The 21,886-nt window shown below is 71.0% G+C and carries 19 protein-coding genes; 11 read left to right on the top strand and 8 right to left on the bottom strand.

Annotated features, from left to right (window positions below; all coding sequences use genetic code 11):
• Window positions 1-41: 41 nt before the first annotated feature.
• Both IQ210_RS19255 and IQ210_RS19250 read right to left on the bottom strand, forming a co-directional pair.
• Complete coding sequence (locus IQ210_RS19255) at window positions 42-716, bottom strand: response regulator transcription factor (RefSeq protein WP_194080272.1); 675 nt, start codon at window positions 714-716, stop codon at window positions 42-44.
• A 338-nt stretch (window positions 717-1,054) separates the two neighbouring features.
• Complete coding sequence (locus IQ210_RS19250) at window positions 1,055-3,805, bottom strand: PAS domain S-box protein (protein ID WP_322656386.1); 2,751 nt, start codon at window positions 3,803-3,805, stop codon at window positions 1,055-1,057.
• Window positions 3,806-4,163: 358 nt separating this feature from the next.
• Here IQ210_RS19250 and IQ210_RS19245 point away from each other — a divergent pair, with 358 nt between their 5' ends.
• The 4 genes from IQ210_RS19245 (at window position 4,164) to IQ210_RS19230 (ending at window position 7,867) form a co-directional block, all read left to right on the top strand.
• Window positions 4,164-4,538 carry a response regulator gene (locus IQ210_RS19245; RefSeq protein ID WP_194080271.1) on the top strand — a complete coding sequence of 125 codons (375 nt, stop codon included), beginning with the start codon at window positions 4,164-4,166 and terminating at the stop codon, window positions 4,536-4,538.
• A gap of 227 nt (window positions 4,539-4,765) precedes the next feature.
• Window positions 4,766-5,725 (top strand): hypothetical protein, encoded by a 960-nt coding sequence (locus IQ210_RS19240; protein ID WP_194080270.1) that lies wholly within the window; start codon window positions 4,766-4,768, stop codon window positions 5,723-5,725.
• A 160-nt stretch (window positions 5,726-5,885) separates the two neighbouring features.
• Entirely contained in the window at window positions 5,886-6,959 is a 1,074-nt protein-coding gene (locus IQ210_RS19235) for a LacI family DNA-binding transcriptional regulator (protein ID WP_194080269.1), read from the top strand.
• Window positions 6,956-7,867 (top strand): carbohydrate kinase family protein, encoded by a 912-nt coding sequence (locus IQ210_RS19230; RefSeq protein ID WP_194080268.1) that lies wholly within the window; start codon window positions 6,956-6,958, stop codon window positions 7,865-7,867. The genes IQ210_RS19235 and IQ210_RS19230 overlap by 4 nt, the downstream gene beginning before the upstream one ends.
• A gap of 51 nt (window positions 7,868-7,918) precedes the next feature.
• On the opposite strand, the gene IQ210_RS19225 is transcribed toward IQ210_RS19230, so the two are convergent.
• Window positions 7,919-8,380, bottom strand: coding sequence for a DUF4231 domain-containing protein (locus tag IQ210_RS19225; RefSeq protein WP_194080267.1), 462 nt, complete (start codon window positions 8,378-8,380; stop codon window positions 7,919-7,921).
• A 201-nt stretch (window positions 8,381-8,581) separates the two neighbouring features.
• On the bottom strand, window positions 8,582-11,617 hold the full coding sequence (gene uvrA, locus IQ210_RS19220) for an excinuclease ABC subunit UvrA (RefSeq protein WP_194080266.1): 3,036 nt from the start codon (window positions 11,615-11,617) through the stop codon (window positions 8,582-8,584).
• A gap of 224 nt (window positions 11,618-11,841) precedes the next feature.
• On the opposite strand from uvrA, the gene IQ210_RS19215 reads away from it, so the two are divergent.
• The 5 genes from IQ210_RS19215 to IQ210_RS19195 all read left to right on the top strand — a co-directional run bounded on the left by IQ210_RS19215 (window position 11,842) and on the right by IQ210_RS19195 (window position 16,079).
• Window positions 11,842-12,528: a maleylpyruvate isomerase family mycothiol-dependent enzyme gene (locus IQ210_RS19215; RefSeq protein WP_194080265.1), complete on the top strand. Its 687-nt coding sequence runs from the start codon at window positions 11,842-11,844 to the stop codon at window positions 12,526-12,528.
• Window positions 12,529-12,549: 21 nt separating this feature from the next.
• Window positions 12,550-13,206, top strand: coding sequence for an MBL fold metallo-hydrolase (locus tag IQ210_RS19210; protein WP_194080264.1), 657 nt, complete (start codon window positions 12,550-12,552; stop codon window positions 13,204-13,206).
• Between the two features lie 343 nt (window positions 13,207-13,549).
• The gene (locus IQ210_RS19205) at window positions 13,550-14,437 is read left to right on the top strand and encodes an ABC transporter substrate-binding protein (protein WP_194080263.1); all 888 of its coding nucleotides are present in this window, start codon (window positions 13,550-13,552) and stop codon (window positions 14,435-14,437) included.
• Complete coding sequence (locus tag IQ210_RS19200; protein WP_194080262.1) at window positions 14,434-15,330, top strand: amino acid ABC transporter permease; 897 nt, start codon at window positions 14,434-14,436, stop codon at window positions 15,328-15,330. The genes IQ210_RS19205 and IQ210_RS19200 overlap by 4 nt, the downstream gene beginning before the upstream one ends.
• A complete protein-coding gene (locus IQ210_RS19195) occupies window positions 15,327-16,079 on the top strand; it encodes an amino acid ABC transporter ATP-binding protein (RefSeq protein WP_194080261.1) in 753 nt (250 codons plus the stop codon). The genes IQ210_RS19200 and IQ210_RS19195 overlap by 4 nt, the downstream gene beginning before the upstream one ends.
• 58 nt (window positions 16,080-16,137) lie before the next feature.
• Here the strand turns inward: IQ210_RS19195 and aroQ are convergent, their stop codons facing one another.
• Entirely contained in the window at window positions 16,138-16,611 is a 474-nt protein-coding gene (gene aroQ / locus IQ210_RS19190) for a type II 3-dehydroquinate dehydratase (protein WP_194080260.1), read from the bottom strand.
• A 103-nt stretch (window positions 16,612-16,714) separates the two neighbouring features.
• Here aroQ and IQ210_RS19185 point away from each other — a divergent pair, with 103 nt between their 5' ends.
• Window positions 16,715-17,761: a S66 family peptidase gene (locus IQ210_RS19185; RefSeq protein ID WP_194080259.1), complete on the top strand. Its 1,047-nt coding sequence runs from the start codon at window positions 16,715-16,717 to the stop codon at window positions 17,759-17,761.
• A gap of 84 nt (window positions 17,762-17,845) precedes the next feature.
• Window positions 17,846-19,126 carry an MFS transporter gene (locus IQ210_RS19180; protein WP_194080258.1) on the top strand — a complete coding sequence of 427 codons (1,281 nt, stop codon included), beginning with the start codon at window positions 17,846-17,848 and terminating at the stop codon, window positions 19,124-19,126.
• Between the two features lie 12 nt (window positions 19,127-19,138).
• On the opposite strand, the gene IQ210_RS19175 is transcribed toward IQ210_RS19180, so the two are convergent.
• From IQ210_RS19175 to IQ210_RS19165, 3 genes are all read right to left on the bottom strand, one after another.
• Entirely contained in the window at window positions 19,139-20,239 is a 1,101-nt protein-coding gene (locus IQ210_RS19175) for a calcium:proton antiporter (RefSeq protein ID WP_194080257.1), read from the bottom strand.
• 69 nt (window positions 20,240-20,308) lie between these two features.
• The gene (locus IQ210_RS19170) at window positions 20,309-20,611 is read right to left on the bottom strand and encodes a hypothetical protein (protein WP_194080256.1); all 303 of its coding nucleotides are present in this window, start codon (window positions 20,609-20,611) and stop codon (window positions 20,309-20,311) included.
• 129 nt (window positions 20,612-20,740) lie between these two features.
• Complete coding sequence (locus IQ210_RS19165; protein WP_194080255.1) at window positions 20,741-21,742, bottom strand: TerC/Alx family metal homeostasis membrane protein; 1,002 nt, start codon at window positions 21,740-21,742, stop codon at window positions 20,741-20,743.
• Between the last annotated feature and the right edge of the window lie 144 nt (window positions 21,743-21,886).

Here is a 21,886-nt window from a genome sequence, read left to right as displayed (position 1 = left end):
TACTGGCGGGCGGTGACAGTCCGGCGGGCCTGTGGATGACGCTAGTGCGACTCCAGGAAGGTGAGAACGGCCAGTACCCGCCGGTGGTCGTCCGTGTCCTCGGTGAGGCGGAGTTTGCCCAGGATGCTGCGGACGTGTTTCTCGACGGTGCCCTCGGTGACCCACAGGCGGCGGCCGATGCCGGCGTTGGAGCGGCCCTCGGCCATGAGGGCGAGGACCTCGCGTTCGCGGGAGCTGAGGTGGGCCAGCGGGTCGTCGCGGCGCTGGGCCGTGAAGAGCTCGTGGACCAGGGAGGGGTCCACCACCGAGCCGCCCCGGCCGATGCGGTCCAGGGCCTCGATGAACTCGTCGACCACCGTGACCCGGCTCTTGAGGAGGTAGCCGATGCCCCGGCCGCTCGCCAGCAGCTCCAGGGCGTCCTCGACCTCGACGAACGCCGACAGCACCAGGATGCCGGTACGGGGGTGGCGCTCGCGGATCGTGCGGGCCGCCTTCAGGCCCTCTGTGGAGTGGTCGGGCGGCATTCTGATGTCGACGATCGCCAGGTCGGGGCGGTGTTCGTGGACGAGGTCCAGGAGCCCCGCCGCGTCACCGGCCTGGCCCACGACCTCGTACCCGACCCGCTCGCACAGACTCGCCAGGCCTTCCCTGAGCAGGATGTCGTCGTCTGCGAGGACGACCCGTCCCCGCGTCTGCCGCTGCGATGCGTCGTCCATGGTCCCGGCTCCCCTTGCCCGAACGGAGCGGTGCGCGCCCAACAGCCTGCCCCACCGTCGGGGTTACGGCTAGCAGGAAGCGGGATTGGAAGCCTGCCGTGACGACACGCGCGCGTGGACGAGCGATTCTCATAGCACCGCGATACGGAACGGCCGGTCACGCACCCCCGGCCCTTCTCGTAGCACCGCGATACGGAAGCGCCGGTCACGCACCCCCGGCCCCCTCCAGACCGGACGGCAGCCTCTCCGTCCGACCCGACCGCCCGGTGCGTACGCGAACGTCACCATGTCCGAGGTCCCCCCGCCTGGACGACTCCCCCCGCGTGCGCCCCGGGCGGTCACCCGTCCGTCGCGGGCGCGTCCAGCGGCAGCCGCGCCCGCAGGGTGGTGCCCGCGCCGGGCGGACTGCCGAGCTCCAGCCTGCCGCCGATCGCCTCGACCCGGTCGACGAGCCCGATCAGTCCGGAACCGCGGCCCGTCTCGGCGCCCCCGACGCCGTCGTCCCTGACCACCAGCTCCAGCACCCCGCCCTCGATCCCGGCCCGAACCTCCACCCCGCGCGCGTGCGCGTGTTTCGCGGCGTTGGTGAGGCACTCGGAGGTGACGTAGTACGCGGCCACCTCCACCTGTTCCGGCAGCCGTTCCGGCGGCAGCTCCAGGTCGAGCTCCACGGGGACGGCGGAGCGCCGGGCCAGGGACCGCAGGGCGGGGCCCAGGCCGCCCTGCGACAGGATGGCGGGGTGGATGCCGCGGGCCACCTGGAGCAGCTCCTGAAAGGCGTCGTCGAGGCCTTCGCCGACGTGGGCGAGTTGCAGGGTGAGCTGCCGGGCGAGCTCCGGAGGCGGGCCAGGGGAGCGTGATCGGCTCGGCGGGTCCGACGCCTCCGACGGGCCCGCCAGCCCCACCAGATCCCCCAGCAACGACTCAGCCACCCTCAACTCGAGCCGCAGCGCGACGAGCCGCTGCTGGACCCCGTCGTGCAGATCGCGCTCGATGCGGCGCCGGGAGGCGTCGGCCGCGGCGACCACGCGCGCGCGTGACGCGGTCAACTGGGCGCGGCTGTCGGCGTTGGCGAGGGCGGTGGCGACGAGTTCGGTGAAGTCGGCCAGCCTGGACTCGGTGCCGGAGAGCAGCGGTTCGAACGGGGAGGCGACGAGGATGAACCCCCAGAGCCGGTCGTCGACGACGATGGGAGCGCCCGCCGCGTGCCCCACGTGCACCGCGAGCCGCGTCCGGGTCATCTCCCGTATCGCCTTCCGCCCCGCCTCCCGGCGCTCCTCGCGGGTGGCCCGTTCGATCTCCTCCGGGAGGCCGAGCGCGATCCCGAGGACCGTGTGGCTGGCGTCGGACTCCTGCCGCAGGACCGCCGCGGTGGTGTCGAGCAGGCCCCCGACCTCGGCCGCAACCGCCTCGAACACCTCGCGCGGCGGGGCGCCGCGGGCCACCAGGGTGGCGACCCGGCGCAGGGCGGCCTGTTCCGAAGCGGTCCGTCTGCTCTCGGTGACGTCCCGGGCGGCGGCGTAGACGAGCCCTTCCTCCCGGACCAGCCGGGCGCTCCACCGCAGCCAGAGCTCGGTGCCGTCCCGCCGCAGGAAGCGGTTCTCGACATCGGTGAGCTCGGCGTCCTCGTCCAGGCGGGCGAGGCCGTCCCGGACGCACTCCTCGTCCCGCGCGTCCACGAACGACAGGAACGGCCGGGTCAGCAGCTCGTCGCCCGGGTAGCCCAGGGCGCGTTCGAACGCCGGGTTGACCCGCTTGAGGTAGCCGTCGAGTCCGCAGACGCACAGCAGGTCGGGAGAGAGCTCGAAGATGCTCGCCAGTTCCTGTTCGGCCTTCTCGCGCCTTCCGTGCGCCGCCGCGAAGGAGGCCATGGTGCCGTTCATGCCGTCGAGCAGCTGGGCCCAGGTGCCGTCGAAGGCGGCGACGTCGGCCCGGTGGTCCAGGTGGTTGTGGTCGATCGCCGTGGTCATGGCCCGGATCTCGCCGGCCAACCGCTCGGTGGTGACCCGCAGTTCGCGGAAGGTGTCGGCGACGCCGCCCAGTTCGTCGCGGCCCGCGTACCGGATGTCGTACGACAGTTCGCCGTACGACAGCGCCCGCGCGCCCTCGGAGACCTCGCCGAGCGGGCGGGTGATGGACCGGCGCAGCGCCAAGGTGAGGCCCATGACGACGGCCACGACCCCGAGCGAGAGGACGAGGTCGCGCACGACCCGGGTCTCCGCGCTGTTGCGGTCCTCGGCGGCGACGACGGCGAGTTCCCGCGCGGCGCTGTCCTGGATGCCGCGCAGGGCGGCGACGCGGGCCTGGGAGTCGGCCGTCCAGTCCTCGTACGAGGGCAGACGGGCGCTCTCGGGAGCGGGGGCGTCCAGCAGGTCGCGGACCTCGCGGACGGCCCGGGCCGGGGCCCGGGACTGGACGCTGTGGAGCTCGCCGCGCAGTGCGTCCGAGGTGTTCTGCTCGAAGATGTCCAGCTCGGCGCCCTCCAGGGCGGGCCAGCGGCCGGTGGCGGTGGGGCGCCGGTCGGACGGCGCGTCGAGCAGGACGGCGAGGTCCGCGCGTTCGCGTTCCGCGGCCTCCACAGCGCGCAGGAACGCAATGTGGGCGTCGGCGGCTTGGCCGGCCTTCCGGGTGGGGCGTCCGGATTCGAGGGCGGCGACGGCGTCGAGCAGGGCGTCCTCGTTCTCCGCGTACCGGCCCGCCACCGTGTGCGCGGAGAGCGTGCCGGCCTCCGCCCCGGCGCGCACGGCGTGCAGTCCGCGGCCCACGCCGGCGAGTACGCCGGTGATGTCCGTCCCGGTCCAGGAGGCGGCGCGGTCGACGGCCCGGTCCAGCGCGCGGCCGGTGGCCCGCTCGGCCGCCGCGCGCTCGCCCCGGGTGCGCGGCCCGGGCCGCAGTACGGCCTGTACGGCGGTGATCCGCTCGCGCGCGACGGCGTCGGAGACATCGGTGAGGGCGAACGACACCTCGGTCGCGGCGTGGAACGTCCGCAGCGTGTCGGCCTCTTCCCACTGGTCCTCGGCGCTCAGGGCGATGAAGGCCAGCAGCCCGGTCACCGGCAGCAGCACGAGGAGCATGAGCTTTCGGCCCACGCGGAGACGGGAGAGGAGCGGGGGACGCACAGCCGGTCCTCAGTGTCCGGAGCGCCCGGCGCCCGGATGGTCCCGGCCGTGGTGTTCGACGCCCGGACGGTCCCGGCAACCGGCGGCGACCGCTCTGTCGTTCCCGACCGAGGTTCTCATCGCGCACCCCCACCCGACCGGACGTCCACGGCCGCCCGAGGGCAGTCCACATGCTACCGCGCGTGATGCGTCACGGCCGCCGGGTGAGCGTGAACGACCTTGTCCGGCAACGGACTTCGGCACCTTCCCGCTGCCTGGTAGCGACGCGCGTCGACTCTTTCCCGCTAGCCGGAAAGCGCGTTCAACGACCCGTTGGCACCCTGTGAGCATGTCCATGCGCTGTCTTCTCGTCGATGACAGCATCCGGTTCCTGGAGGCCGCACGCGCCCTGCTGGAGCGCGACGGTGTCGCCGTCGTCGGCGTCGCCAGGTCGGGGCCGGAGGCTCTCGCACGGGCCGCCGAACTGGCCCCGGACATCGTCCTGGTGGATCTCGACCTCGGCGGCGAGAGCGGCCTCGACCTCGCCGTCGCCCTGACCGGCCGCGTCTCGTCCGTGATCATCCTGACCTCCACGCACTCCCTGGACGACTTCCAGGAACTCGTCGCCGCCAGCCCGGCCCGCGGCTTCCTGCACAAGTCGGCGCTCTCCGCCCGGGCGATCAGAGCCGTACTCGACAACGGCGGTCACGGCGCGCCGACTTGACTTGACCAGTCGCGTATCGGCCGCGCACGGCCCGCTGTTGGGCACGAGGTGTTGTCGGGACTAGGTCAACACGCTTCAATGCGGGGGAACTCGGGGCCGTGAACGACGGCGCACGGAAGCCACGGCGTACGTACTCACAGACGCCGCTGCGCCGACGGGGTGACCCCGAGGACATCCCCGCGCACGGTCTGACCAGCCGTTGTGAACACCCACAGAAAGGCCCCTGCATGCCGCACGCCACACAGCACGCGGACGTCGCCGCCGTCGTCGCCACCGCGGAACTGGACTCGGCCCTGCGAGGCGGCCCCTTCCACGTGGCCCTGCGTGCCGCGATCGCCGCCCGCGGTCTGCCGCTCCAGCGTGTGCAGCACCACCTGTCCCGCCATGGGGTCAAAGTCGGCGTCACCAGCCTGAGTTACTGGCAGCAGGGCGCGCGGCGTCCGCAGCGCCCCGAGTCGCTGCGCGCCGTCCGCGCCCTGGAGGAGATCCTCCAGCTGCCCGAGGAGTCGCTGATCAGGCTGCTCGCCGAGAGCGACGACGCCGCGGCCGGCCAGCGCCCCGCCGCCCGCTCCTACCGCTCCCTGGTGGAGGCCTCGGGCGTGCTGCACCGGCTGCTCGCCGAGCTGGGCTCGCCCGTGGACGGCGGCCTGCACACCCTCGGCCACCACGAGCGGGTACGGATAGGCGGGCGCCGCGAACTCCTCGGGCGCGAGTCGCACCACATCGTGCGCGCCCACAAGGACGGCGTCGACCGCTTCGTCGCCGTCCACCACGGCGACCCGGGATGCGCGCCGGAGCGGATGCAGGTGCACGCCCTGGAGAACTGCCGCACGGGACGTGTCCGGCTGCACCACGACACCGGGGTGCTCGTCGCCGAGCTGCTCTTCGACACCCGGCTCCGGGCGGGCGAGACGTTCCTGTTCCGCTACGCCGTCGAGGACGGCACGGCCGGTGTCTCCCGCGAATACGTCCGCGGGTTCGGGCCCGCCGGCGGCCAGTACGCGCTCCAAGTGCGGTTCGACGAGAACGCGCTGCCGACCCGCTGCCACCGCTTCACCCAGCACTCACCCGCGGCCCCGCGCAGCGGCCGTCAGGAACTGGCCCTCACCGGCCTGCACCGCTCGGTCCACATCGTCGAGCCACGGGTGCGGAGCGGGATCGTCGGGATCGGGTGGGACTGGGAGTAGGACGCCTGGTGACGTGCGGGGGCGCTCCCCTCTGACGTGCGGAGCGCCCCTCTCTGAGGTCCGGGGCCGGACGTAAACGCTTGCGCAAGCGTTTACGTCCGGCCCCGGATGGGATACGTTCCCGGCCTGACGGTGTTTCTGGGAGGGAACGGGGGGCGGCATGCCGACCATGGCCGACGTGGCGCGCAGCGCGGGCGTCTCCGTGGCGACCGTCTCGCACGTGCTCAACGGCACCCGACCGGTCCTCCCCCACACCCGGCAGGCCGTCCTGGACGCCATGGACGAGCTCGGCTACACGCCCAACACCCTCGCCCGTTCCCTGGTGACGTCCCGGACCCGGTCCATCGGCCTCGCGGTGTCGGCGATCAGCAACCCGTACTTCACGGAGATCCTCCAGGGCGTCGAGGCCGAGACCCTGCGGCACGGCTACAGCCTCCTCATCGCCGACCCGCACGACGACCCCGCCCATGAGCGCAAGGTCGTCCAACTGCTGCACGAGCGGCGGGTGGACGGCATGATCGTCGCGCCCTCCGCGGAACCCGGCGAGCTGCTCGCCTACCTCGACCGCCACCGGGTGCCGACCGTGCTCCTGGACCGGGTGGTCGAGGGGCCGCCGCACTTCGACCAGGTCTGCGCCGAGAACACCGGGCCGACGAGCCTGCTGGTCACCCACCTCGCCGGACTCGGCCACCGGCGGATCGGCCTGGTCGCCGGCCTGCCGGGGCTGAGCACCAGCGGTGAACGCCTCGCCGGGTACCGGTCCGGCCTCACGGCCGCCGGACTGCCGTACGACGAACAGCTCGTCGCGTACGGCGACTCCGCGTCGGCCGGTGCCGAGCGGGCGACCGCCGCGCTGCTGTCCCTCGCCGATCCGCCCACGGCCCTCGTCACGGCCAACAACGCGATGACCATCGGCGCGCTGCGCGCCCTGCGCGACCGCGGCCTGTCCGTGCCCGGCGACCTCGCGCTGTGCTGCTTCGACGACTTCGCCTGGGCCGACCTCTTCTCGCCCCGGCTCACCGCGATCGCCCAGCCCAGCAAGGAGCTGGGCGCCGAGGCGGTCCGGGTGCTGCTGGCGCGGCTGGCCGCCCCGGACCGGCCGGCCGGGACCGTGCGCCTGCCCTGCACGTTCGTCCACCGCAGTTCGTGCGGCTGCGCCGAACCCCCGGCCCGGTCAACGCAGTTCGAGACATCTGAGAAGTTCGAGAAGTTCGAGAAAGGACCCGACTCGTGATCGTCGTCGCCGGTGAGGCCCTCATCGATCTGGTACCGCAGGGCACGGGCGCCCTGGCGGGGCTCACGCCGGCGCTCGGCGGCGGCCCGTACAACACCGCCGTCGCCCTCGGCCGCCTCGGCTCCCCCACCGCCTTCTGCTCCCGTACGTCGTCCGACGCGTTCGGCGAGGCGCTGCTGGACGGGCTGCGCCGGGCGTCGGTGGACGTGTCGGCCGTACAGCGCGGCCCGGAACCGACCACCCTGGCCGTGGCCACGATCGACGCGCACGGCTCGGCCGCCTACTCCTTCTACGTCGACGGCACCGCCGACCGCCTGTTCACGGCCCCCGACCGACTCCCCGCCGGTACGCGCGCGGTGTCCTTCGGCACCTGTTCGCTGGTGCTGGAGCCGGGGGCGAGCGCCTACGAGGAGCTGATGCGGACGGCGGCCGCGCAGGGCGTGTTCACCGCGCTCGACCCCAACATCCGCGCCGGGCTGATCCCGGACCCGGACGCGTACCGGGCCCGCTTCAAGAGCTGGCTGCCGTCGGTGTCGCTGCTGAAGCTCTCCGAGGAGGACGCGCTGTGGCTGGGCGGCACCCCGCGTGAGTGGCTGGCCTCGGGCCCGTCGGCCGTGGTCATCACGCAGGGCGGTGACGGGCTGACCGCGTTCACCCGGGACGGGGGTGTGCACTCGGTGCCGGGCGAGGAGGTCGACGTCGTCGACACGATCGGCGCGGGCGACACCGTGAACGCGGCCCTGCTACACGGCCTTTCCGCTCTCGATGCCCTGTCCGCGGAGGCGGTCGAGGCGCTGCGCCGGGACGACTGGACACGGCTGCTGCGGTTCGCGGCGCGTGCGGCGGCGGTCACCTGCTCACGGGCCGGGGCGGAGTCGCCGTACGCCGATGAAGTGGCGGGGATCTAACGGGCGGGATGCGGGTTCAGCCGGACGTACGGTTCGTCGGGCCGTGGTGGGTCAGTTGGCCGTCTCTCGCTCGGCCCACTGGGCGGTTTCCTGGCTCGTGAGCTTCTCCACCTGTTCGGCGAGCAGGAGTTCGGGGTTCTGGGCGGTCGCGTAGGGGCCGGCGTGGACCAGGTAGAGGTGTTCCTCGCGGCGCAGGTTCTCGCAGACCGAGCGGTAACTGATCCAGTTCTCCTGGTACTTGAAGAGCTGCTGGGCGCCCTCGACGACCGCGACCAGGGCACCCATCAGTGCCGCGACCCAGTTCGGCGCGGAGGCCGCCACCGCCACGGGGATGCCCGCCGCCAGGATCAGGGTGGCCATCTTCAGGCGTCTGAACTGGTGTTGGGCCGACTCGCTCTTCTCGTCGAACCAACGGATCTGGTCCTGCAGACGCTTCCAGACGACGTCCGCGGGCTTCTCCTCACGGCGGTCTGGTGAGGTGCCTCTGGATGCCGGGACGACGGGCTCGGGCATGGATTTCCCCCTGCTGCAAGGCACTTGGTGCTGATGCCGCTTCATGCGCGCTTGGCTCGGTGCGTGATGCTTTGGTGCTTGGCTCGGTGCTTGGGCGCAGCATGGCAGTCGGGGGCCTGCCGATCAAAGGCCGGGGCCGGAAACGGCGCCGGGAGGCGGCTGTCGGCCAGCCGCCTCCCGGTAATCCGTTGTTCTGCCGCGTCAGGCCTTGCGGGCCCGGGTCGCCTTCTTCGCGGGGGCCGCCTTCTTCGCGGAGGCTGCCTTCTTCGCGGTCGCGGTGCCCGTCTTGGCCGTCGCCGTCTTCTTCGCCGTCGACCTGGCCGCGACCGTCTTCTTGGCCGTCGTCTTCGTCGCCGCCCGGCGCGGGGCCTTCACCGCGGCTCCGTCGCTGATGCGGTCGGCGCCGAGGATCTCGCGGAGGAACTTACCGGTGTGGCTGGCGGGGACTCCGGCGACCTCCTCGGGGGTGCCCTCGGCGACGACGAGACCGCCGCCCGCGCCGCCCTCGGGACCCATGTCGACGATCCAGTCGGCGGTCTTGATCACGTCGAGGTTGTGCTCGATGACGATGACCGTGTTGCCCTTGTCGACCAGGCCGGCGAGGACCTTCAGCAGCTTGCTGATGTCCTCGAAGTGCAGACCGGTGGTCGGCTCGTCGAGGACGTAGACCGTGCGCCCGGTGGAGCGCTTCTGGAGCTCGCTGGCGAGCTTCACGCGCTGGGCCTCACCACCGGAGAGGGTCGTCGCGGACTGGCCGAGGCGGACATAGCCCAGACCGACGTCGTTAAGCGTCTTCAGGTGGCGGTTGATCGCCGGGACGGCCTCGAAGAAGTTCATCGCTTCCTCGATGGGCATGTTCAGGACCTCGGCGATGGACTTGCCCTTGTAGTGGACCTCCAGGGTCTCCCGGTTGTACCGGGCGCCGTGGCAGACCTCGCACGGGACGTAGACGTCCGGGAGGAAGTTCATCTCGATCTTGATGGTGCCGTCGCCCGCGCAGTTCTCGCAGCGGCCGCCCTTGACGTTGAAGGAGAAGCGGCCGGGCATGTAGCCGCGGACCTTCGCCTCGGTGGTCTCGGCGAACAGCTTGCGGACGTGGTCGAAGACGCCGGTGTACGTGGCCGGGTTGGACCGCGGGGTGCGGCCGATCGGCGACTGGTCGACGTGCACGACCTTGTCGACGAGGTCGTCGCCGTCCACGCGCGTGTGCCGCCCCGGAACGCTCCTGGCGCCGTTCAGCTCACGGGCCAGGTGCGTGTACAGGATGTCGTTGACCAGCGTGGACTTGCCGGAGCCGGAGACACCGGTGACGGCCGTGAAGACGCCGAGCGGGAACGAGACGTCGATGTCCTGGAGGTTGTTCTCCCGGGCGCCGTGCACGGTGAGCCGCCGGGACGGGTCCTGCGGGCGGCGGATGTCCGGGATCGGGATGGCCTTCTTGCCGGACAGGTACTGGCCCGTCATCGACTCCGCGTTGGCGAGCAGCTCCTTCATGGAGCCGCTGTGCACGACCTTGCCGCCGTGCTCGCCCGCGCCGGGGCCGATGTCGACGACCCAGTCGGCGACCTTGATGGTGTCCTCGTCGTGCTCGACGACGATGAGCGTGTTGCCCATGTCGCGGAGCCGGACGAGGGTCTCGATCAGCCGGTGGTTGTCGCGCTGGTGCAGACCGATGGACGGCTCGTCGAGGACGTACAGCACGCCCACGAGGCCGGAGCCGATCTGAGTGGCCAGGCGGATGCGCTGGGCCTCGCCGCCGGAGAGGGTGCCGGCCGCGCGGTTGAGCGAGAGGTAGTCCAGGCCGACGTCGACCAGGAACTTCAGCCGCTCGTTGACCTCCTTCAGCACGCGCTCGGCGATCTTCTTGTCGCGGGCGTTGAGCTTCAGCTCGCCCAGGAAGTCCGCGCAGTCGCTGATGGACATGCCGGAGACCTCGGCGATCGACTTCCCCATGATGGTGACCGCGAGGACGATCGGCTTCAGGCGCGTGCCCTCACAGGTGGGGCAGGGCACCTCGCGCATGTAGCCCTCGAAGCGCTCGCGGCTGGCATCGCTCTCGGACTCGCTGTGCCGGCGCTTGACGAAGGGGACGGCGCCTTCGAAGGGCGTCGTGTACACGCGCTCGCGGCCGTACCGGTTGCGGTACCGCACCTCGATCTGCGTCTTGTGGCCGTAGAGCAGGGCCTTCTTGGCGCGCTGGGGCAGCCCGGCGAAGGGGATGTCCGTCCGGAAGCCGAGCGCGTCCGCCAGGGCGCCGATCAGGCGGCCGAAGTAGTCCTTGGTGTGGCCGTGCGACCAGGGGTGGATGGCGCCCTCGTCGAGGCTCTTGTCCTCGTCCGGGACGATCAGCTCCGGGTCGACCTCCATGCGCGTGCCGATACCCGTGCACTCGGGGCAGGCGCCGAAGGGCGAGTTGAAGGAGAAGGAACGGGGCTCCAGCTCCTCGAAGGACAGGTCGTCGTAGGCGCAGTACAGGTGCTCCGAGTACATGCGCTCGCGCTCGGGGTCGTCGGCGGGGAGGTCGACGAAGTCGAGGACGACCATGCCGCCGGACAGGCCGAGGGCGGTCTCCACGGAGTCGGTGAGGCGGCGCTTGGCGGAGTCCTTCACCGTGAGGCGGTCGACGACCACCTCGATGGTGTGCTTCTCCTGCTTCTTCAGCGTGGGCGGCTCGGAGAGCTGGATGGTCTCGCCGTCGACCCGCGCGCGGGAGTAGCCCTTGGTCTGGAGGTCGGCGAAGAGGTCGACGAACTCGCCCTTGCGCTCGCGCACCAGCGGCGACAGCACCTGGAAGCGGCTCCCCTCCGGCAGCTCCAGGACCTTGTCGACGATGGCCTGCGGCGACTGGCGCGCGATGGGCCGGCCGCACTCGGGGCAGTGCGGCTTGCCGATGCGGGCGAAGAGCAGCCGGAGGTAGTCGTAGACCTCGGTGATGGTGCCGACTGTCGAGCGCGGGTTGCGGGAGGTCGACTTCTGGTCGATCGAGACCGCCGGGGAGAGGCCCTCGATGAAGTCGACGTCCGGCTTGTCCATCTGGCCGAGGAACTGGCGGGCGTACGAGGAGAGCGACTCCACGTAGCGACGCTGGCCCTCGGCGAAGATGGTGTCGAAGGCCAGGGAGGACTTGCCCGACCCGGACAGGCCCGTGAAGACGATGAGCGAGTCACGCGGCAGGTCGAGCGAGACGTTCTTCAGGTTGTGCTCGCGCGCGCCACGGACGATGAGACGGTCGGCCACGCCGGTCCGCACCTTTCTTGAGAGAAGTGACAGGGGCGAGGCCCCCGTGTCTTCTCACACTAGGGGGAGCCACTGACAACGCCGGTCGGATTCCCGAATGGGAGAACAATCCCGGACCATCCAGCATGCCCGACGCCACGACCGACCATATAGCACGCGCATTCGATTTACGGCACTGCTTCACCACCTTCACCCAAAGGTGTGGCGGGTCTAGGGTCAGCACCATGATTGATCACGCGCATGACCTGGCGTCTGTACGTGACGCTACGGATCGACTGCTCACCGCAGTCGCCAAGCTGGACAACGCGTCTGTGACCGAGCCGTCACGGCTTCCCGGGTGGAGCCGCGGTCACGTGCTCGCCCACCTCGCCCGGAACGCGGACGCCCTCGTGAACGTGCTGCGGGGCCGGCCCATGTACGTCTCCGGCGAAGCCCGGGACGCCGACATCGAGCGCGACGCCCCGCGCCCCCTCGACGTCCAGCTCGCGGACGTCCGCGACAGCGCCGCCCGCTTCCAGGAGGCGGGGGCCGCCCCGGCCGACTGGTCCCGCACCGTCGAGCTGCGCAACGGCGTGACCGACACGGCGTCCCGGGTGCCGTTCCGGCGGTGGGTGGAGGTCGAGCTGCATCACGTGGACCTGGGGATCGGGTACGAGCTCGAGGACGTACCGGAGGAGTTCACGGAGCGGGAGATCGCTTTCCTCGCCGACCGTTTCACCGGGCACCCCGACGTACCGCCGACACAGCTGACGGACGGCACGCGCGTGTGGACGACGGGCCGGGTGGGCGAGGCGTTCTCGGTCACCGTGACGGGGTCCCCCGCGGACCTGCTCGGATGGCTCGCCGGACGCCGGGACGGATCGACGCTGCGGGTGGGGAACGGCGGGCTGCCGGAGCTTCCTCCGCTGTGAGCGCGTCCTAGACTGACCGCCATGACGTACAGCGGACAGGTGACCGTCGGTGGCCCGGCGGACGTGCATGAGCTCAAGGACCTGATGATCACCAAGATCGCGGTCGGCCCGATGGACAACAACGCCTATCTGCTGCGCTGCCGGGCCACGGACGAGCAGCTGCTGATCGACGCGGCCAACGACGCGGACACCCTGCTCGGGATGATCGGTGACGACGGCATCACCTCCGTCGTCACCACCCACCAGCACGGCGATCACTGGCAGGCGCTCGCCCGGGTCGTCGAGGCGACGGGCGCGCGCACGTACGCGGGCCGCGACGACGCCGCCGGCATCCCCGTGCCGACCGACGTCCTCGTCCAGGACGGCGACACGCTCCATGTCGGCCATGTCGAGCTCACCGCCCGCCACCTGGTCGGCCACACGCCGGGCTCGATCGCCCTCGTCTACGACGACCCGCACGGCCACCCTCATGTCTTCACCGGCGACTGCCTGTTCCCCGGCGGCGTGGGCAACACCCGCAAGGACCCTGAGGCGTTCGCCAGCCTCATCCACGACGTCGAGACGAAGATCTTCGACGTCCTCCCCGACGAGACGTGGGTCTACCCGGGCCACGGCAACGACACGACGCTGGGCGCGGAGCGCCCGCATCTGCCGGAGTGGCACGCGCGCGGGTGGTGAACGCCGGGGCGTGCGACAGGTGTCGTACGCCCCGCGCACTACGAATTCTCACGCCCGGCGCGCGCCTCTTCGCACGCGCCCCGTGTGAACCCTTCGCACACGCCGGTGTCATCCGCACGCTCCCGGCCCACGTTGTTGCGGGGTCAACTGGTAGCAGCCCCGCACAGGATGACGGCTCCTGCGCGGTACGGGCCGCCGGTCTTCCGATCCCCGCCCTCGACCGGCGGCCCCGGCGAACCGCCCCACAGGGAACGTTCACGAGAACGCAACACCCGTTCCCAGTATGCGGACAAAAGCCGACGTGACCTCGACAAACGGGGCGACGTGCTGTCAATCTCCCGCCATGCACCTCGCCCCCAGCGCCCTGCGCCGCGCCGTAGCCGCCGCAACGATAGCCCTGCTCGCCACCGCCGTAGGCTGCGCTCCGCAGCCCGAGGACGACTCGGCCGCCAAGCCCGCGGGGTCGACGACGGGCGCCGCGTGCGCCAAGGGCGAGCTCGCCACCAAGACCTCCGGCAAGCTGACGATCGCCACCGACGAACCGGCGTACGAGCCCTGGTTCAAGGACGACAAGCCCGCCAACGGCAAGGGCTTCGAGTCCGCGGTCGCCTACGCCGTGGCGGAGCGGCTCGGCTACGACAAGAGCGCCGTCGTCTGGCAGAGCGTCCCCTTCAACAAGGCGTTCGCGCCCGGCGAGAAGACGTTCGACTTCGACATCAACCAGGTGTCGATCAGCGCGGAGCGCAAGAAGGCCGTGGACTTCTCGTCCGGCTACTACGACGTGCGCCAGGCCGTCATCGCCCTCAAGGGCTCCAAGGCCGCCAAGGCGACGAGCATCGCGGACCTCAAGGGGCTCAAGCTGGGCGCCCAGGTCGGCACGACCAGCCTCAACTACATCGAGGACGTGGTGAAGCCGACACAGGAGGCCGCCGCGTACGCCAAGAACGACCAGGCCAAGTCCGCCCTGAAGAACGGCCAGGTGGACGCCATCGTCGTCGACCTGCCGACCGCCTTCTACATCACCGCGGCCGAGGTCACGGACGCCGAGATCGTCGGCCAGTTCGAGAACCAGGGCGGCACCCCGGAGCAGTTCGGGCTCGTCCTGGACAAGGGCAGCGCGCTCACCTCCTGCGTGACCGGCGCCGTGGACGCCCTGCGCAAGGACGGCACGCTGGCGAAGATCGAGCAGCAGTGGCTGTCCGACGCCGTCGACGCCCCGGTGCTCAAGTGACGCTCACGAAGGACGAGTCCGGCGCCGAGACGCCGGACCCGGTCGACACGTACACGCCCTCCGCGCGGCGGCTGGAGCGCGAGCGCCACAAGCGCGCCCGCTCCCGCCGCGCCACGGCGATCGCCGCCGTCTCGACGCTCGTGACGGCGGTCGTGCTCTATCTGGTCGTCGTCAACGCACCCGGCTGGCCGCGCACCAAGGAGACCTTCTTCAACGGGCAGTACGCGCGCGAGGCGCTGCCCAAGGTCCTCGAAGGGCTCTGGCTCAACGTCCGGCTGCTGCTGATCTGCGGCGCGGCCGTGCTGGTCCTCGGCATGCTCATCGCCGTCGCCCGCACGCTGCGGGGCCCGGTGTTCTTCCCGCTGCGGTTCCTGGCCGCCGCCTACACGGACTTCTTCCGCGGGCTTCCGCTCATCATCAACCTCATGATCGTCGTCCTGGGCGTCCCCGCACTGCGGCTCCAGGGCGTGACGGTCGACCCCGTGTGGCTGGGCGGAACAGCCCTGACGCTGACCTACTCGGCGTACGTCGCCGAGGTGTTCCGCGCCGGCATCGAGTCCATCCACCCCTCGCAGCGCGCCGCGGCCCGCTCGCTCGGCCTCTCCAACCGGCAGGCCCTGCGGTACGTCGTGCTGCCGCAGGCGGTACGCCGTCAGGTGCCGCCGCTGCTCAACGACCTGGTGTCGCTGCAGAAGGACACCGGGCTCGTGTCGATCGGCGGCGCGGTGGACGCCGTACGGGCCGCCGACATCATCGTGGGCCGCAGCCTCAACTACACGCCGTACATCGTCGCGGGCCTGGTGTTCGTGGCGCTGACCATCCCGATGACCCGCTTCACGGACTGGGTGACGGCTCGGATGGACCGTCAGCGGGCCCAGGAAGGAACCACATGAGCGACGCACCGGTGCTGCGGATGGAGGCGGTCCGCAAGACCTTCGGCGGCTCGGTCGTGCTGCGGGACGTCGATCTGGAGGTCGCCCCGCACACGGTGACCGCGCTGATCGGCGCCTCCGGCTCCGGCAAGTCGACGCTGCTGCGCTGCGCGAACCTCCTGGAGGAGATCGACGACGGCGCGATCTGGCTGGACGGCGAGGAGATCACCGATCCGCGCGTCGACCAGGACGCGGTACGCCGCCGTATCGGCGTGGTCTTCCAGGCGTACAACCTCTTCCCGCACATGACCGTGCTGGAGAACATCACCCTCGCCCCGCGCCGGGTGCACGGGGTGTCCCGCGCGGAGGCCGAGGAGCGCGGCAGGGAGCTGCTGGAGCGGCTCGGGCTCGGCGGCAAGGCGGGCGAGTACCCGGACCGGCTGAGCGGCGGCCAGCAGCAGCGCGTCGCGATCGTGCGCGCGCTCGCCGTGCGGCCCCGGCTGCTGCTGCTCGACGAGATCACCGCCGCCCTCGACCCGGAGCTGGTGGGCGAGGTGCTGACCGTCGTCCGTGACCTCAAGGGCGACGGCATGACCATGGTGCTGGCCACGCACGAGATGGGCTTCGCGCGGGACGTCGCCGACCAGGTTTGTTTTCTGGACGGAGGCGTGGTCCTGGAGCGCGGGAGCGCCGAGCAGATCTTCGGCGACCCGCAGCAGGAGCGCACGCGGCGGTTTTTGCGGCGGATCGTGGAGGCGGGACGGCTGTAAGCCAGTAAAGGGTGCTGTGAAGGGCGGCTGTAACGACCGCCCTCCAGGCCATCGCTCCTTACACGTCGGCCTGTGCCGCCCCCACCAGCGCCGCCACCCGCTCCACCCCGAACACGTACCCCTGCACCCCGCAACCCGCGATGACGCCGTCGGCGCGCAGGGAGACGTACGAGTGGTGCCGGAAGGTCTCGCGCTGGTGGATGTTGGAGATGTGGACCTCCAACACCGGCAGTCCGTCGCAGGTGTTGAGCGCGTCCAGGATGGCGACCGAGGTGTGCGAGTAGGCGCCCGGGTTGATGACGATCCCGCAGTGGTTGAGTCGCGCCTCGTGGATCCAGTCGACCAGTTCGCCCTCGTGGTTGGACTGGCGGAAGTCCACCGTGCCGCCGTGCGCGGCCGCCGCCTTGGCGCACAGGGCCTCGACGTCGGCCAGGGTGTCCTTGCCGTAGATCTCCGGCTGACGCTGCCCGAGCAGGTTCAGGTTGGGGCCGTTGAGGATCATGATCGGGGCGTTGGCCAGGGTGCGGGGCACGGTTCCTCCGGTCCGGTGATGGGTGTGCGGCCCGTTGAAGACCGCTGCTCAGACCCGGTTTATCACGGTGCGCCGGACGCGGTGCGGCCCGTACCCTCCCCGAATGACGACGATCTCGTACCCGCCCAAGCCCTCCCCCGGTGACCGCATAGCCGTCATCTCGCCCGGCGCCGGGCTGCCCGGGCTCTTCCCGCGCCCGTACGAACTGGGCCTGGAGCGGCTGCGCGAGGAGTTCGGCCTCGAACCCGTCGAGTACCCGACGACCCGCAGGATGGGTGCGACCCCGCAGGAGCGGGCCGCCGACGTCAACGCGGCCTTCGCCGATCCGGAGGTGAAGGCGGTCGTCGCCTCGATCGGCGGCGACGACCAGATCACCGTACTGCCCTTCCTGGACCGCGAGTTGATCCGGGCGAACCCGAAGCCGTTCTTCGGGATGAGCGACAACACGAACCTTTTGGCGTTTCTGAGCAACACCGGCATCGTCGGCTACCACGGCGCGACCGTGATGGTGCAGCTCGGACGACCCGTCGCCATGGACCCGCTGACCGCCGAGTCGCTGCGGGCGGCACTGTTCACCTCGGGCGCGTACGAACTCCGGCCCGCCGAGCGCTGGAACGACGTCAACCGGGACTGGGCCGACCCGGCGACCTTCGACGAGGAGCCGCCGACCAAGCCCGGCACCGGCTGGACCTGGGTGAACCCCGACCGCGTGTGCGAGGGCCGCAGTTGGGGCGGCAACCTGGAGATCCTCTCCTGGCTGCTGATGGCCGACCGCGAACTGCCACGCGATCTCTCCGTGTACGACGGCGGCGTGCTGTTCCTGGAGACCTCGGAGGAGCTGCCCAGCGCTACGGAGGTCTTCCGCATCCTGCGCAACATGGGCGAGCGCGGTCTGCTCCGGCGCTTCTCCGCACTGCTCATGGCCCGCGCCAAGACGTGGTCGTTCGAGCGGCCCAACAGCCCCGAGGAGGGCGCCCGTTACGCCACCGAGCAGCGCGAGGCCGTTCTGCGCGCAATGCGGACGTACGCCCCCGACACCACGATCGTCCTCGATGTCGACTTCGGTCACACCGACCCTCAACTGGTCATCCCTTACGGCGGGCTCGTCCGCGTCGACGGACCCGCCCGGCGCATCACGGTCACCTACTGACGCGCCCGTACGCCCCCGTAACCCACGGTCACCGTGGGTAGTTGACGCGGCATGCACGACGTACGCACCGTAAGGGCGCCTTCCATGCTGCGGCTCGCGGCCGCCTCGCTCGCCGGGACGGCCATCGAGTTCTACGACTTCTTCGTCTACGGGACCGCGGCGGCGCTGGTCCTGGGGCCGCTGTTCTTCCCGACCTTCTCGCCGCTGGCCGGGACGCTGGCCGCGTTCGGCACGTTCGGGGTGGGGTTCGTGGCCCGGCCGCTGGGGTCGGTGCTGTTCGGGCACATCGGGGACCGGCACGGGCGGCGGCCGGTCCTCGTGCTGTCGCTGCTGCTGACCGGGGGTGCCACCGTCGGGGTCGGCTGTGTGCCGACGTACGGCTCGATCGGGGTGGCCGCTCCCCTGCTGCTGCTCGTGCTGCGGTTCCTCCAGGGGCTGGGGCTCGGCGGGGAGTGGGGCGGTGCGGTGCTGCTGACGGCGGAGCACGCGCCGGCCGGGCGGCGCGGGCTGTGGTCGAGCTTCCCGCAGGTCGGTCCCGCGCTGGGGTTCCTGCTCGCCAACGGCGTGATGCTGGCGCTGTCGGCGACCCTGACCGAGGCGCAGTTCGCGTCGTGGGGGTGGCGGGTGCCGTTCTGGGCGGCGGGCGTGCTGGCCCTGGCGGGGCTGTGGCTTCGGTCGTCGCTCGCCGAGAGCCCGTCCTTCCTCGCACTCGACGACCACGCGCGCGTGCCGCTCGTCGAGGTAGCGCGCGACCACTGGCGGCTGGTCCTGCTGACGGCCGGCGGGCTCGCGATCGGGTACGCGATCTTCTACGCCGTGACGACCTGGTCGCTCGCCTACGGCACGGAACGGCTGGGGGTGAGCCGTACGGTGATGCTGGCCTGCATCATGGCGGCGGTCCTGGTGAAGGGCTCGCTCACGCCGCTGGTGGCGCTGCTCGGCGACCGGTACGGGCGGCGGCCGCTGTGCCTGACCGGGTGTGCGGCGGCGGCTCTGTGGATGTTCCCCATGGTCGCGCTGCTCTCGACCGGTGAACCCCTGCTGATGTTCCTGGGGTTCCTCGGCGCGATGCTCGCGTTCATCACCATGTTCGCGGTGATCGCCGCGTATCTGCCGGAGCTGTACGAGCCGCGGGTGCGCTGCACGGGTGCCGCGGTCGGCTACAACCTCGGCGGGGTCCTCGGGGGCGCGCTCACCCCGATCGTGGCGACGGCGCTGGCCGAGCAGGGCGGTCGGGTGCCGTGGGGGGTGGGGGCGTATCTGACGGGGATCGCGCTGCTCAGTCTGGGGTGCTTCGCGCTGCTGCCGGAGACGCGGCCGGTGGGAGCGGGGGCGGCGGTCAAGGCGGAGCCGGTCATGGATTGAGCCGGAGGCGGCCTATGGGTTGATCGCCAGCTCCAGGTAGGCCGCGAACAGCACCAGGTGCACACCGCCCTGGAGCGGGGTGGCCCGGCCGGGCACCACCGTCAGGGAGCTGACCACGACGGTCAGGGCGAGCAGCACCATGTGGGTGGAGCCGAGGCCGAGGACGAGGGGGCCGGAGAGCCAGACGGAGGCCAGCGCGACCGCGGGGATGGTCAGGCCGATGCTGGCCATCGCCGAGCCGAGCGCGAGGTTGAGGCTGGTCTGCACGCGGTCGCGGCGGGCCGAGCGCAGCGCGGCGATGGTCTCGGGGAGCAGCACCAGCAGGGCGATGATCACGCCGACGACGGCATGCGGCAGCCCGGCGGCCTCCACGCCGGACTCGATGGTGGGCGACACCCCCTTGGCCAGTCCTACGACGCCGGCCAGGGCGAGCCCCAGCAGGGCCAGGCTGATCAGGGCGGTGCGGGCGGAGGGCGCGTCGGCGTGGTCGTCGGCGGTGATGACCTCGCCCTGGCGGGTAATGGGGAGGAAGTAGTCGCGGTGCCGCACGGTCTGGGTCGCGACGAACAGGCCGTACAGGATCAGCGAGGACAGCGCGGCGAAGGTCAGCTGGACGCCGGAGAACTCCGGGCCCGGCTTGCTCGTCGTGAACGTCGGCAGCACCAGGCTGAGGGTGGCCAGGGTGGCGACGGTCGCGAGGGCGGCGCCGGTGCCTTCGGGGTTGAAGACCGCCAGGCCGTGACGCAGCGAGGCCACCAGGAGGCAGATGCCGACGATGCCGTTGCAGGTGATCATGACGGCCGCGAAGACCGTGTCCCGGGCGAGGGTCGAGCTCTTGTCGCCGCCGTCGGCCATGAGGGTGACGATCAGCGCGACCTCGATGATGGTGACGGCGACGGCGAGGACGAGCGAGCCGAAGGGTTCGCCGACCCGGTGGGCGACGACCTCGGCGTGATGCACCGCGGCGAGGACCGCTCCCGCGAGGACCAGCGTCACCAGGGCGACGACCGCGCCCGGCAGGTCGCGCCCCCAGGTGAACGCCAGGAGGACGGCCGCGAGCACCGGCACGAGGAACGTCCACTGGGAGGTGAGCGACCTGAGCCGAACGATCATGCAGCGATCCTCACAAAGGTACGGAGGCCCCGCATTTCGGCGCCGCGGGGCCTCATCCGTCGGTTCGGGCTACTTCAGCTCACGCGAGTCCAGCAGGTCGCAGTTGACGAAGCGTGGCGCCCGGGTACACAACGCGCCCAGTTGCTCGGCCATCTTGCTCGTCTCGGGGCGCTCGTTGTTGCGCATCGCCTCCTCGAAGGACTCGAACTCGATCACGGCGAGGTAGCGTCCGGGCGTGTCGCGGTCCTTCAGCAGGATGCGGTGGGTGGGGCCGCCTTCCTGGCCCTCCATGCGCTGCCTGGCGCCTTCGAGCAGCTGCTCCATCTCGTCGAGCCGCTCCGTTTCGAAGTCGATGATCTGCACGAACTTCATGGCTGCCTCCGTCGGCCGGGGCGTCCCCCGGGCGGGGAACGCGCTCAGAACAAAGCAAGCACCGGGAGCGGTGGGCGGCAATCGGCCACACGGCGCTCCCGGTGCTGGTTGTTCCTACGTCCGACGTGGTCAGGCGTCGATGCTGTCCTTCGGAGCGCCATCGCTCCGCGTCTGCGCCGCCTCGGCCGCCGCCTGCTTCTTGGAGGCGCGGAGGCTGGTGATCGTGGTGACGATCAGGACACCGCAGATGACGCCGAGGGAGACCGGGATGCTGATCTCGGGGACGTGGACCCCGGACTCATGCAGCGCGTGCAGGACCAGCTTGACGCCGATGAAGCCGAGGATGATCGACAGGCCGTAGCTGAGGTGGACCAGCTTCTTCAGCAGGCCGCCGATGAGGAAGTACAGCTGGCGCAGGCCCATCAGGGCGAACGCGTTGGCCGTGAAGACGATGTACGGGTCCTGGGTCAGGCCGAAGATCGCGGGGATGGAGTCGAGGGCGAAGAGCACGTCGGTGGTGCCGATCGCGAGCATCACGACCAGCATCGGGGTCATGACCCGCTTGCCGTTCTGCTCGATCCACAGCTTGGTGCCGTGGTAGCGGTCGGCGACACCGAAGCGGCGCTCGGCAGCCTTGAGGAGCTTGTTCTCCTCGAACTCCTCGTCGTCCTCGTCAGCCCGGGCCTCCTGGATGAGCTTCCAGGCGGTCCAGATCAGGAAGGCGCCGAAGAGGTAGAAGACCCACGCGAAGCTGGCGAGGATGGCGGCGCCCGCGGCGATGAAGATCGCCCGCAGGACCAGGGCTATGAGGACACCGACGAGAAGGACCCGCTGCTGGTACTGCGAGGGCACCGCGAACTTCGCCATGATCAGGACGAAGACGAAGAGGTTGTCGACGCTCAGCGACTTCTCGGTGATGAAGCCCGCGAAGAACTCTCCACCGGCCTGGCCGCCGCCGAAGATCAGCAGGCCGAGGCCGAAGAGGCCGGCCAGGGCGATCCAGACGACGGTCCAGATCCCGGCTTCCTTGATGGACACGTCGTGCGGCTTGCGGCCGATGAAGAAGTCGACCGCGATGAGGGCGGCGAGGCCCACGATGGTCAGGACCCACAGGGTCACGGAAACATCCACTGATCCTCCGGCAATACGTAACGGCAAATAACCAGCGTCGTCGCGCTGCCGGAGGTCTCTTCCACCCAGGGTGGGCCGACGCCCCGGGAGCAGATCCATGGGGATCTGTTCCGTATTGACGGGTACGCCGCAGTCGACAGGGAG

The sequence above is a fragment of the Streptomyces justiciae genome (genome assembly GCF_015163075.1).
Classification (GTDB): domain Bacteria; phylum Actinomycetota; class Actinomycetes; order Streptomycetales; family Streptomycetaceae; genus Streptomyces; species Streptomyces justiciae.
The sequence above is the reverse complement of the archived record's forward strand: the minus strand, read 5'-3'. Positions and strand labels throughout refer to the sequence as shown.

What these genes read in the sequence shown, in the direction of transcription:
- IQ210_RS19255 (WP_194080272.1), bottom strand. Translation starts at nt 716, where the DNA reads ATGGACGACGCATCGCAGCGGCAGACGCGGGGACGGGTCGTCCTCGCA.
- IQ210_RS19245 (WP_194080271.1), top strand. Translation starts at nt 4,164, where the DNA reads ATGTCCATGCGCTGTCTTCTCGTCGATGACAGCATCCGGTTCCTGGAG.
- IQ210_RS19240 (WP_194080270.1), top strand. Translation starts at nt 4,766, where the DNA reads ATGCCGCACGCCACACAGCACGCGGACGTCGCCGCCGTCGTCGCCACC.
- IQ210_RS19235 (WP_194080269.1), top strand. Translation starts at nt 5,886, where the DNA reads ATGCCGACCATGGCCGACGTGGCGCGCAGCGCGGGCGTCTCCGTGGCG.
- IQ210_RS19225 (WP_194080267.1), bottom strand. Translation starts at nt 8,380, where the DNA reads ATGCCCGAGCCCGTCGTCCCGGCATCCAGAGGCACCTCACCAGACCGC.
- IQ210_RS19215 (WP_194080265.1), top strand. Translation starts at nt 11,842, where the DNA reads ATGATTGATCACGCGCATGACCTGGCGTCTGTACGTGACGCTACGGAT.
- IQ210_RS19210 (WP_194080264.1), top strand. Translation starts at nt 12,550, where the DNA reads ATGACGTACAGCGGACAGGTGACCGTCGGTGGCCCGGCGGACGTGCAT.
- IQ210_RS19205 (WP_194080263.1), top strand. Translation starts at nt 13,550, where the DNA reads ATGCACCTCGCCCCCAGCGCCCTGCGCCGCGCCGTAGCCGCCGCAACG.
- IQ210_RS19195 (WP_194080261.1), top strand. Translation starts at nt 15,327, where the DNA reads ATGAGCGACGCACCGGTGCTGCGGATGGAGGCGGTCCGCAAGACCTTC.
- IQ210_RS19185 (WP_194080259.1), top strand. Translation starts at nt 16,715, where the DNA reads ATGACGACGATCTCGTACCCGCCCAAGCCCTCCCCCGGTGACCGCATA.
- IQ210_RS19180 (WP_194080258.1), top strand. Translation starts at nt 17,846, where the DNA reads ATGCTGCGGCTCGCGGCCGCCTCGCTCGCCGGGACGGCCATCGAGTTC.
- IQ210_RS19175 (WP_194080257.1), bottom strand. Translation starts at nt 20,239, where the DNA reads ATGATCGTTCGGCTCAGGTCGCTCACCTCCCAGTGGACGTTCCTCGTG.
- IQ210_RS19170 (WP_194080256.1), bottom strand. Translation starts at nt 20,611, where the DNA reads ATGAAGTTCGTGCAGATCATCGACTTCGAAACGGAGCGGCTCGACGAG.